This is a genomic window from Streptomyces phyllanthi (assembly GCF_009377205.1).
Lineage (GTDB): Bacteria > Actinomycetota > Actinomycetes > Streptomycetales > Streptomycetaceae > Streptomyces > Streptomyces phyllanthi.
This window is the reverse complement of sequence record NZ_VJZE01000362.1, coordinates 1-9,651: the sequence shown is the minus strand read 5'-3', so window position 1 is coordinate 9,651 and position 9,651 is coordinate 1. Positions and strand designations below refer to the sequence as shown.

Below are 9,651 nucleotides of genomic sequence, written 5' to 3'. Positions count from 1 at the left end.
GGGTGGGGGGTGCCCTCGTGGGGGCTCTGTCCCCAGACCCCCGTTTTCGGCCTGAACGGCCTCGTCCTCAAGCGCCGGACAGGCTGGATGTGCCTGGACTGAGCGGATACGCCTGGGCCGGGAGTCGTCACGTACCGCGCAGAGCCCCGCGAACCGTTCTCGTTCGCGGGGCTCTGCGGGCACTAAGGGGCCGGGCGGACCTCAGTGGTTGATGCCCTGGTTGCCGAAGGCCGGGTTGAAGGCGCCGACGACGTTCACGGAGTTGCCGACCACGTTGACGGGGACGTCGACCGGGACCTGGACGAGGTTGCCCGAGGCGATGCCCTGCGAGCCCACCGTCTGGCCGCCCGCGTGCGCCCCGCCCTCGGTCGCGGATGCCATACCGGCACCGGCGGCGACCAGGCCACCGGCCACCATGACGACGGCAGCGGCCTTCTTCAGGTTCTTCACTTCTCAGTCCTCCTTGGCGATCACTGCGGCAAGTCGCCGCAGCACGCACTGAGGAACGGGGCGGGTCCTGGAGGGGATACGCCCCCCGGGCGCCATTCATACGACGGTATGAATCTCATCCCGGAATGTGACGCTCCGAATTGCCGCTCATAGTATGAGCTATCCGGTCACACCATGACGTACTGCCCACAGTGCGGCCTGGGTTCTGTCCGCGAGGTCGAGCTTCATCAGGATGTTCGAGACGTGGGTCTTGACCGTCTTCTCGGAGAGGACGAGGGCTCGGGCGATCTCTCGGTTGGAGCGGCCGTCCGCGATCAGGCCGAGTACCTCTCGCTCCCGCTCGGTGAGTGAACCGCCTCTGCCCAGGCCCGTGTTGGCCTCCTCCTGGGAGAGGAGCGCGCCGGCGACCTCCGGCTGGAGCAGGACGTGGCCTGCGTGCACGGAGCGGATGGCGGACGCGAGCGCGTCGGGGTCCACGTCCTTGTAGACGTATCCGGCGGCGCCGGCACGCAGGGCGGGGATCACCGTGCGCTGCTCGGTGAAGCTGGTCACGACGAGCACGCGCGCGGGGTTGTCGAGTTCGCGGAGTCTGCGCAGCGCCTCGACGCCGTCCATGCCCGGCATCTTGACGTCCATGAGGACGACGTCGGGCTTCAACTCCTCTGCCTGGGCGACCCCTTCGGCACCGTCGGAGGCCTCTCCCACGACCTCGATGTCGTCCTGCACCTCGAGGAAGGTGCGCAGGCCGCGGCGGACCACCTGGTGGTCGTCGACGAGCAGCACCTTGATTGCGTCAGCCACCGGGGGCCTCCATCTCGATCGTGGTGCCCTTCCCGGGCGCCGATTCCACGGTCAGCCGGCCGCCGATCCCGCCCGCCCGGTCGCGCATGGAGACCAGGCCGAGGTGGCGTCCCGCGCGGCGTATCGACGCCGGGTCGAAGCCGCTGCCGTCGTCCGTGACGCGCAGGACGGCCGCGCTGCCGCGCCGCTCCAGGGTCACGTCGACCCGCTCGGCCCCCGAGTGCCGCAGCGCGTTGTGCAGGGCCTCCTGGGCGACACGCAGCAGGGCCTCCTCCTGGGCGGCGGGCAGTGCGCGGACGCCCCGGCTGGTGAACGTCACACGCGCGGTGTGGGCGCGGTCGAGGACCTGGATCTGGGTGCGGAGGGTGGCCACGAGGCCGTCCTCGTCGAGGGCCGCGGGGCGCAGCTCGACGACGGCGGCGCGCAGTTCGTCCGCGGCCTCGGCGGCGAGCAGGGCCACCTGGTGCATCTCCCCCTTGGCGCGCGACGGGTCGCGATCGACCAGTGCGGTCGCGGCCTGGGCCGTCAGGCGCAGGGAGAAGAGCTTCTGGCTGACGGCGTCGTGGAGCTCGTGGGCGAGGCGGGAGCGCTCCTCGGCGATGGTGAGCTCGCGGCTGCGCTCGTAGAGGCGGGCGTTGGTGAGGGCGATGGCGGCGTGCTGGGCGAGGATCGCCAGCAGTTCCTCGTCCTCCTCGGTGAAGCCGCAGCCGCCCTCGGGCCTGGGGCACTTCTTGTTGGCCAGGAAGAGGGCGCCGATGACCTCGTCGCCGTCGCGGATGGGCAGGCCCAGGAAGTCGGCCAGCTCGGGGTGGGCGCTCGGCCAGCCCTCGAAGCGGGGGTCCTTGCGCACGTCGGCGAGGTGCTGCCCCTTCGCCTCGTCCAGCATCGCGGCGAGGATGCCGTGCCGGCGCGGGAGCGGGCCGATGGCCTTCCACTGCTCGTCGCTGACGCCGTCGACGACGAACTGGGCGAAGCCGCCGTGGTCGTCGGGGACGCCCAGCGCCGCGTACTCCGCGTCGAGCAGGTCGCGCGCGGAGGCCACGATCGTCTTGAGGACGTCGCGCACCTCGAGGTGCCTGCTCATGGCCAGCAGCGCGGAGCTCACCGCCGCCAGGCCGGACCGTGGACCGTGACTCATGACCACACGGTACCCGCGGGGTGTGACACCCCGGATCGGACCTGTGACGGCCCCCGACTAGGCCGGGAGCCCTAGGGCGAAGGGCCCCGGCGCATTGCGGCCCGCGGACGAGGCGGCCGGGGAGGTCCCGTTCCTACGTTGAGGTCATCCGCCGAGAGCGGTGGTCACGGAACGAGGGGACGTCTGTCATGCCGGTGGCGATCATCACAGGAGCTTCGAAGGGGCTGGGGCGGGCGCTCGGCGCGGCCCTGGCGGAGCGCGGCTGGGATCTGGTGCTCGACGCCAGAACCGCGGACGTGCTCGACGACACGGCGAAGGAGCTGTCGGTGTACGGGACCCGCGTGGAGGCCCTGCCCGGGGACGTCACGGACGCCGGGCACCGGGCCGGGCTGGTGGCGGCGGCGCGCGGGCTGGGCGGTGTCGATCTGCTGGTGAACAACGCGAGCGCGCTGGGCGCCGAACCGCTCGTACGGCTGGACGAGCTGCCGCTGTCCGGGCTGCGGCGGGCCCTGGAGGTGAACGTGGTGGCCGCGCTGGGCCTCGTCCAGGAGGCTCTTCCGCTGCTGCGGGCCTCCGCGGCGGGCGCGGTGATCGCCGTCAGCTCGGACGCGGGCGCGGAGGCGTACGAGACATGGGGCGGGTACGGGGCGTCGAAGGCGGCGCTCGACCAGCTGTCGGCGGTGCTGGCAGAGGAGGAGCCCGGGCTGCGCGTGTGGGCGGTCGATCCCGGGGACATGGGCACGGACCTGTACGCGGCGGCCGTACCGGACGACGACGATCCACGGCCGGAGCCCGCCCGTGCCGTACCGGCTTTCCTGCGGCTGCTCGACGAGCGTCCGGCCAGCGGCCGCTACGGTGCGACGTCCCTGCTGGAGGGCCGATGACGACCGCGACGGGGGTTCCTCCGCTCGAGCGCGGGCGGGAGTGGGGGACGGTCCCGGAGGAGCTGTCGGCGCGGGTTCCGGTCGAGCAGCGTGCGCCGGGGCTCGGGCGGGACGCGGTGCGGCTGCTCGTCTCGCGCGGCTCGGAGGTGTCGCACCACTCGTTCGTCGAGCTGCCCCGGCTGCTGAGGGCCGGGGACCTGCTCGTGGTCAACACCTCCCCCACGCTGGCGGCCGCGGTGGACGGTCGGGTCGGGCACGCACGCGTGGTGGTGCACTTCTCCACGGTGGGCGATGACGGGCGGTGGGCCGTCGAGCTGCGGGATCCGGACGGGAGGGGCACCACGCGCGCGCGTGCGGGCGGGCCCGCCGGGGCGGAGGTGCGTCTGCCCGGGGGCGCGCGGCTGGTGCTGGAGGAGCCGCTGAGCGTGCACGGTCCGCGGCTGTGGTGGGGGCGTGTGTCGGGCCCCGCGGGCCCGGATGTCCTGGGGCTGCTGCGGGAGTACGGGCGGCCCGTTCGGTACGCGTACACGGAGCGGGACCAGCCGCTGTCGGCGTACCAGACGGTGTTCGCGCTGCCCTCGCCCGACGGTTCGGGCAGCGCGGAGATGCCGAGCGCGGCCCGGCCCTTCACCGCGCGGCTGGTCACGGAGCTGGTGAGCCGGGGCGTGCAGTTCGCGCCGGTCACGCTGCACACCGGGGTCGCGTCGGCGGAGGCGCACGAGCCGCCGTATCCCGAGCGCTTCGCGGTGCCGGAGGCGTCGGCGGGGCTGATCAACGCTGCCAGGGGAGGGGGCGGCCGGGTCATCGCGGTCGGTACGACGGCGGTGCGGGCCGTGGAGTCGGCGGCCGGGCCGGACGGGGTGGTGCGGGCGGCTGAGGGCTGGACCGGACTCGTGATCACCCCGCGGCGCGGGATACGGGTGGTCGACGGTCTGCTGACCGGGCTGCACGAGCCGGAGGCCTCGCATCTTCTGATGCTGGAGGCGGTCGCGGGGCGGGCGGCGATCGACCGCGCGTACGAGGAGGCACTGCGTGGCCGCTATCTCTGGCACGAGTTCGGGGACACGCACCTCATCCTCTCCGAGAACCCTCACCCTGAGCATTGCTCCAGCAACCACCGGTGAGACGGTCACACTGCAGATGTGAGCCCCCACATAGGGCGCAGGTCACGTACGAACACCACTAGTAGCAACATAAGGGACGAATGAGCGGGGCAGACGTGTCAGTCTGTCCCGTTTCGTCCTTCCTTGGTCCACTACTCGGGGTCGTAGGTCACACCTTTGCCTGGGCATTTTGCGGCCGCTAAGAATGGCTCACGTCGCTCGGCGCGGCGGGTTCTCCCCCGCAGCGCATGTGCGGGAAACACCTTGTTCCGCACCGGCCCGAGAGCGACGTCCCCTATCGAAGAGGTCCATTTCTTCATGCCCAAGTTCACCACCATCGCCCGTCGTAGCCGTGTCCTCGCCAAGCCCAACAAGGTCTCGCTCGCCTGTGTGGCCGGCCTCGGTGCCGCCTCTGTGGGGCTCACCCTGATACCGGGTGGCGGACAGGCTTCGGCGGATGCGGCCCCCAACATGGCCCCGGTGGCGTACAGCGAGCAGCAGATCAAGGACGTCAAGGCCGGCGTCACCGACCAGCTGGCGGGTGCGACCGTCAAGGCCGATGCCGCCGTGGCGAAGAAGAAGGCCGCGGACGAGGCCGCCAAGAAGGCGGACGAGGCTGCCAAGAAGAAGGCCGCAGCGGAGGCTGCGAAGAAGGCGGCCGCCAAGCCGGCCCCCAAGACCTACCCGAACAACCTCGACGGCTGGATCCGCGAGTCGCTCGACGTCATGAAGAAGCACGGCATCCCGGGCTCCTACGACGGCATCAAGCGCAACATCCTGCGGGAGTCCTCGGGCAACCCGAAGGCCATCAACAACTGGGACATCAACGCCATCAACGGCATCCCGTCGAAGGGCCTGCTGCAGGTCATCCCGCCGACCTTCAAGGCCTACCACGTCCCCGGCACATCCTGGGACATCTACAACCCGGTCGCCAACATCACCGCCGCCTGCAACTACGCGGCCGACCGGTACGGCTCGATGGACAACGTCAACAGCGCGTACTGACGCCGGCGCGGACCGCTTCTCGCGACCGCTTCTCGCGACCGGTTACGCGATCAGATACGCCGAAGGGCGGCTCCCTCCTGACGGGGAGCCGCCCTTCGGGGCGTACGGACGCGGCTACTTGCGCATGACCTCCGGCTCGTGGCGGCGCAGGAAGCGGGCCACGAGGAAGCCGCAGACCACACCGATGGCGATCAGGGCGGCCATGTCGAGGGTCCAGACGCCGACCGTGTGATCCCACAGCGGATCGGTCTCGGTGGGGTTGTCCTTGTTCGGGTTGACCAGGTTGAAGTCCAGCGTGGCGCCCGCGGCAGCGACCGCCCAGCGGGACGGCATCAGGTACGAGAACTCGTTGACGCCGATGGAGCCGTTGAGGGTGAAGAGGCAGCCGGTGAAGACGACCTGGATGATGGCGAACATCACCAGCAGCGGCATGGTCTTCTCGGCCGTCTTGACCAGCGCGGAGATCACCAGACCGAACATCATCGAGGTGAAGCCGAGCGCCATGACCGGCAGGCAGAGCTCCAGCTTGGTGAGGGTGCCGAGCACCAGGCCCTCCGCCGGAACCTCGCGCGCGCCGAAGCCGATCCCGCCGACGATCAGGCCCTGGACCATGGTGATCATGCCGAGCACGATGACCTTGGACATCAGGTAGGCCGAGCGGGACAGGCCCGTCGCGCGCTCCCGTTCGTAGATCACCCGTTCCTTGATCAGCTCACGGACGGAGTTGGCCGCGCCGGCGAAGCAGGCGCCCACCGCGAGGATCAGCAGGACGGTGGTCGCGGTGCCGTTGGGCACTCTCGCACCGTTGGCGCGCGGCTCGTTGGGCAGCAGGGTGTTGCCGGAGTCGATGAGCAGGCTGACCGCGCCGAGCACGGCGGGCAGGATCAGCATCAGGGCCATGAAGCCCTTGTCGGACGCGATGACCGCCGTGTACCGCCGGACCAGGGTCATCAGCTGTGAGCCCCAGGCCTGTGGCTTCGGCGGCTTCATCGCCTGCGGCGGCGGCATGTGCACCGACTGCGGGGCGACGGCGTCGATGTCCGCGGCGTACATCTGGTAGTGCTGCGAGCCCTTCCAGCGGCCCGCCCAGTCGTAGTCGCGGTAGTTCTCGAAGGCGGAGAACACGTCGGCCCAGGTTTCGTAGCCGAAGAAGTTGAGGGCCTCCTCGGGCGGGCCGAAGTAGGCGACGGCACCGCCGGGCGCCATCACCAGCAGCTTGTCGCACAGCGCCAGTTCGGCCACGGAGTGGGTGACCACCAGGACCGTACGGCCGTCGTCGGCGAGTCCACGCAGCAACTGCATGACATCGCGGTCCATGCCCGGGTCGAGACCGGAGGTCGGCTCGTCCAGGAAGATCAGCGACGGCTTGGTGAGCAGCTCCAGGGCCACGGAGACGCGCTTGCGCTGGCCACCGGACAGGGACGTGACCTTCTTGTCCTTGTGGATGTCCAGCTTCAGCTCGCGCAGCACCTCGTCTATCCGGGCATCGCGCTCGGCGGCCGTGGTGTCGGCGGGGAAGCGCAGCTTGGCCGCGTACTTGAGGGCCTTCTTGACGGTCAGCTCCTTGTGCAGGATGTCGTCCTGCGGGACCAGACCGATGCGCTGACGCAGCTCGGCGAACTGCTTGTACAGGTTCCGGTTGTCGTAGAGGACGTCGCCCTGGTTGGCCGGGCGGTAACCGGTGAGGGCCTTCAGCAGGGTCGACTTGCCGGAGCCGGACGGGCCGATGACCGCGATGAGCGACTTCTCCGGGACCCCGAAGGAGACGTCCTTCAGGATCTGCTTGCCGCCGTCGACGGTGACCGTCAGATGGCGTGCGGAGAAGGAGACCTCACCGGTGTCGACGAACTCCTCGAGCCGGTCGCCGACGATGCGGAAGGTCGAGTGGCCGACGCCGACGATGTCGTTCGGGCCGAGGAGCGCCGAGCCGCCCTTGGCCATCGGCATACCGTTGACGAACGTGCCGTTGTGCGAGCCGAGGTCGCGGATCTCGAAGCGGCCGTCGGGCGTGGCGTGGTACTCGGCGTGGTGGCGCGAGACCTGGAGGTCGGAGACGACCAGCTCGTTGTCCAGCGCACGGCCGATCCGCATCACGCGGCCGAGGGCCAGCTGGTGGAACGTGGTCGGGCTGCGGTCGCCGTACACCGGCGGCGCCCCCGCGCCACCACCGGGAACCTGCTGCGCGTAGCCGTCACCCGGACCCTGCTGGTGCGGGATCTGCGGCTGCTGCGGCTGCTGCGGCCAGCCCTGTTGCGGTACGGGCTGCTGCGGCGCCGGCTGCTGGGCCGCCCAGCCCGGGTTCGCGCCCTGGGACGCGTACGGCTGCTGCTGCGGCTGTGCCTGTGGTGTGGCGACGGCGGCGGCCGTGCCGGAGAGGTTCAGGCGCGGGCCGTCGGTCGCGTTGCCGAGGTGCACGGCCGAGCCGGGGCCGATCTCCAGATGGCGGATCTTCTGGCCCTGCGCGAACGTGCCGTTGGTGCTGCCGTGGTCGTCGATGACCCAACTCCGGCCGCTCCAGCTGATCGTGGCGTGACGCCAGGACACCCTGGCGTCGTCGAACACGATATCTCCCTGCGGATCACGTCCGAGGGTGTATGTCCTGGACGGGTCGAGCGTCCAGGTTTGTCCATTGGATTCGAGTACGAGTTCCGGCACTCCATGCCCCACTGAGTTGTCCCCCGAGTTACCCCCATCACAGGGAGTCTAGGGATGTCGAACATCGGGGGGAACTATTTCAGGCTCGGCGCCCTGACCGAAAGTCGGGCCTTGTGATGAGCGCCAACGGGAGCGTCGACCGGCCCCGTTGACGAGGCGGAAACCCGGCCGGAGAGTGGTAATCCCACACGAGGGGGACATCCGCGGTGGAACGCCGCGGGACGGATCGGGGGGTCTGTCCATGAGTATCGGTACCGCACACCAGGCCAGGAGCGTGCCGTGGGGTGATGTCCTGTTCTCCGCGATCGCCGCCGTGAGCTGGGCGTTGACCGGTATGGCGGGAACGGCCGCGCTCGGTCTGCATCTGCTCGAAGCGGACTCGGCGGGCTCGCTCGGACCGATGACCGCCGCCGTTGTGGCGCTTGGTGCGGGTGGTTCGGTCACGCCGTCCGGTGATGTCTCCGTCTTTGGCCTGGAAGGGGCGGAGGCGACGACCGCCATCGAGATCACGCCACTCGGCGTGGGGCTCGTGGGAGCGGTCCTGCTGTCGTGGTTCTTCCTGCGGTCGTTGCGCGGTGCGGGGGCCGTGATCGCGCCGGCCGAACTCCTCGCGCGCGCGGGCGCCGTGGTCGTGCTGTTCGTCGCCATGATGGGCGGGCTCGCCTGGGCCGGCCACAGCGTCATCACCCTCGACGGAGGCTCGCTGGGGCTCGACGACATGCCGGGCGGGGAGCAGTTGGGCGATGTCGAGGTACCCGGGCTCGGCGACATCGGGGGACTGCTGCCGGACCGGCTCGGGGACCTCGTGGAGGCCGAGGCGAAGGTCGGCTTCAGCGTGGACACCGCGCCCACGCTGCTCGGTGGTCTGGTCTGGTGCGTCGGCGTCCTGGTGATCGCGCTGCTGGCCTCGCGCCGGACCCCCCTGCCGCCCGGCTGGGACGTGGTGCACCGCGCGGTGCGGCCGGCGGTGTCGGCGCTGGTCGGCGTGTTGCTGGTGGCGGTCATGGCGGGGCTCGCGGCGGCGGCGTACGCGGCGACCGGCGACGACCGTCCCCGGCGGATCGTGGGCGCCGCCCTGCTGGGCGCGCCCAACGGGGTCTGGCTGGGCGTCCCGATCGGCCTGTTCGTACCGTGGCACGGCGAGGCCACCGGCGAACTGGCCAAGGTGCTGCCGGATCCGCTCGACGACCTGCTGCGCGTCGGCTCCGACCAGCACGTCACGCTGGGCCGCCTGGCCGAACTGGACGGCATGGTCTGGCTGCTGGGGGTCGCGGCCGCGGTCATGATGCTGTTCGCGGGAGTGCTGACCGCCGTACGTACGCCCTTTGTACGGGAGTCGGACGCCATCACGGTGGGGAAACCGGCCGGTACGGATGGCGGAGGCTCCGGCCCGCTCGCTTTCGCGGGGCGCTGCGCTCTTCGGCTCGGTATCGCCACGGCACTGGCACTGCCGTTACTGGCCTGGCTGACCGAGGTGTCCGTGGACGCGTCGCTGTCGGTACTCGGCTTCGACGCGTTCGGCGCGGGCATCGAGCTCCGCGGCGACCTGGGGACGGCGTTGCTGCTGGGCGCACTATGGGGCGCGGGCGCGGGGGCTGCCGGGGCGTTGCTGGCA

The 9,651-nt window shown here is 70.7% G+C and carries 8 protein-coding genes; 4 read left to right on the top strand and 4 right to left on the bottom strand.

The genetic code is table 11. The features are described 5' to 3' along the window. Positions 1-201: 201 nt before the first annotated feature. From FNH04_RS34235 to FNH04_RS34225, 3 genes are all read right to left on the bottom strand, one after another. A complete protein-coding gene (locus FNH04_RS34235; RefSeq protein WP_322724668.1) occupies positions 202-450 on the bottom strand; it encodes a chaplin family protein in 249 nt (82 codons plus the stop codon). Positions 451-609: 159 nt separating this feature from the next. Then, the gene (locus FNH04_RS34230; RefSeq protein WP_322724666.1) at positions 610-1,251 is read right to left on the bottom strand and encodes a response regulator transcription factor; all 642 of its coding nucleotides are present in this window, start codon (positions 1,249-1,251) and stop codon (positions 610-612) included. Further along, positions 1,244-2,389 carry a GAF domain-containing sensor histidine kinase gene (locus FNH04_RS34225; protein ID WP_152789740.1) on the bottom strand — a complete coding sequence of 382 codons (1,146 nt, stop codon included), beginning with the start codon at positions 2,387-2,389 and terminating at the stop codon, positions 1,244-1,246. Before FNH04_RS34225 ends, FNH04_RS34230 begins: the two co-directional genes overlap by 8 nt. A 188-nt stretch (positions 2,390-2,577) precedes the next feature. Here FNH04_RS34225 and FNH04_RS34220 point away from each other — a divergent pair, with 188 nt between their 5' ends. From FNH04_RS34220 to FNH04_RS34210, 3 genes are all read left to right on the top strand, one after another. Next, complete coding sequence (locus FNH04_RS34220) at positions 2,578-3,273, top strand: SDR family NAD(P)-dependent oxidoreductase (RefSeq protein WP_152789739.1); 696 nt, start codon at positions 2,578-2,580, stop codon at positions 3,271-3,273. Beyond that, the gene (locus tag FNH04_RS34215) at positions 3,270-4,397 is read left to right on the top strand and encodes an S-adenosylmethionine:tRNA ribosyltransferase-isomerase (protein ID WP_152789738.1); all 1,128 of its coding nucleotides are present in this window, start codon (positions 3,270-3,272) and stop codon (positions 4,395-4,397) included. The genes FNH04_RS34220 and FNH04_RS34215 overlap by 4 nt, the downstream gene beginning before the upstream one ends. A gap of 297 nt (positions 4,398-4,694) precedes the next feature. Then, positions 4,695-5,381 (top strand): transglycosylase SLT domain-containing protein, encoded by a 687-nt coding sequence (locus tag FNH04_RS34210; protein ID WP_152789737.1) that lies wholly within the window; start codon positions 4,695-4,697, stop codon positions 5,379-5,381. 114 nt (positions 5,382-5,495) lie between these two features. On the opposite strand, the gene FNH04_RS34205 is transcribed toward FNH04_RS34210, so the two are convergent. After that, positions 5,496-8,036 carry an ABC transporter ATP-binding protein/permease gene (locus FNH04_RS34205; protein WP_322724665.1) on the bottom strand — a complete coding sequence of 847 codons (2,541 nt, stop codon included), beginning with the start codon at positions 8,034-8,036 and terminating at the stop codon, positions 5,496-5,498. Between the two features lie 241 nt (positions 8,037-8,277). Here FNH04_RS34205 and FNH04_RS34200 point away from each other — a divergent pair. Then, a partial coding sequence (locus tag FNH04_RS34200) for a streptophobe family protein (RefSeq protein WP_152789736.1) occupies positions 8,278-9,651 on the top strand: 1,374 nt, incomplete at its 3' end.

Bases quoted from the DNA above. Each gene is read 5' to 3' on its own strand.
- FNH04_RS34225 (WP_152789740.1), bottom strand. From the start codon at position 2,389: ATGAGTCACGGTCCACGGTCCGGCCTGGCGGCGGTGAGCTCCGCGCTG.
- FNH04_RS34220 (WP_152789739.1), top strand. From the start codon at position 2,578: ATGCCGGTGGCGATCATCACAGGAGCTTCGAAGGGGCTGGGGCGGGCG.
- FNH04_RS34215 (WP_152789738.1), top strand. From the start codon at position 3,270: ATGACGACCGCGACGGGGGTTCCTCCGCTCGAGCGCGGGCGGGAGTGG.
- FNH04_RS34210 (WP_152789737.1), top strand. From the start codon at position 4,695: ATGCCCAAGTTCACCACCATCGCCCGTCGTAGCCGTGTCCTCGCCAAG.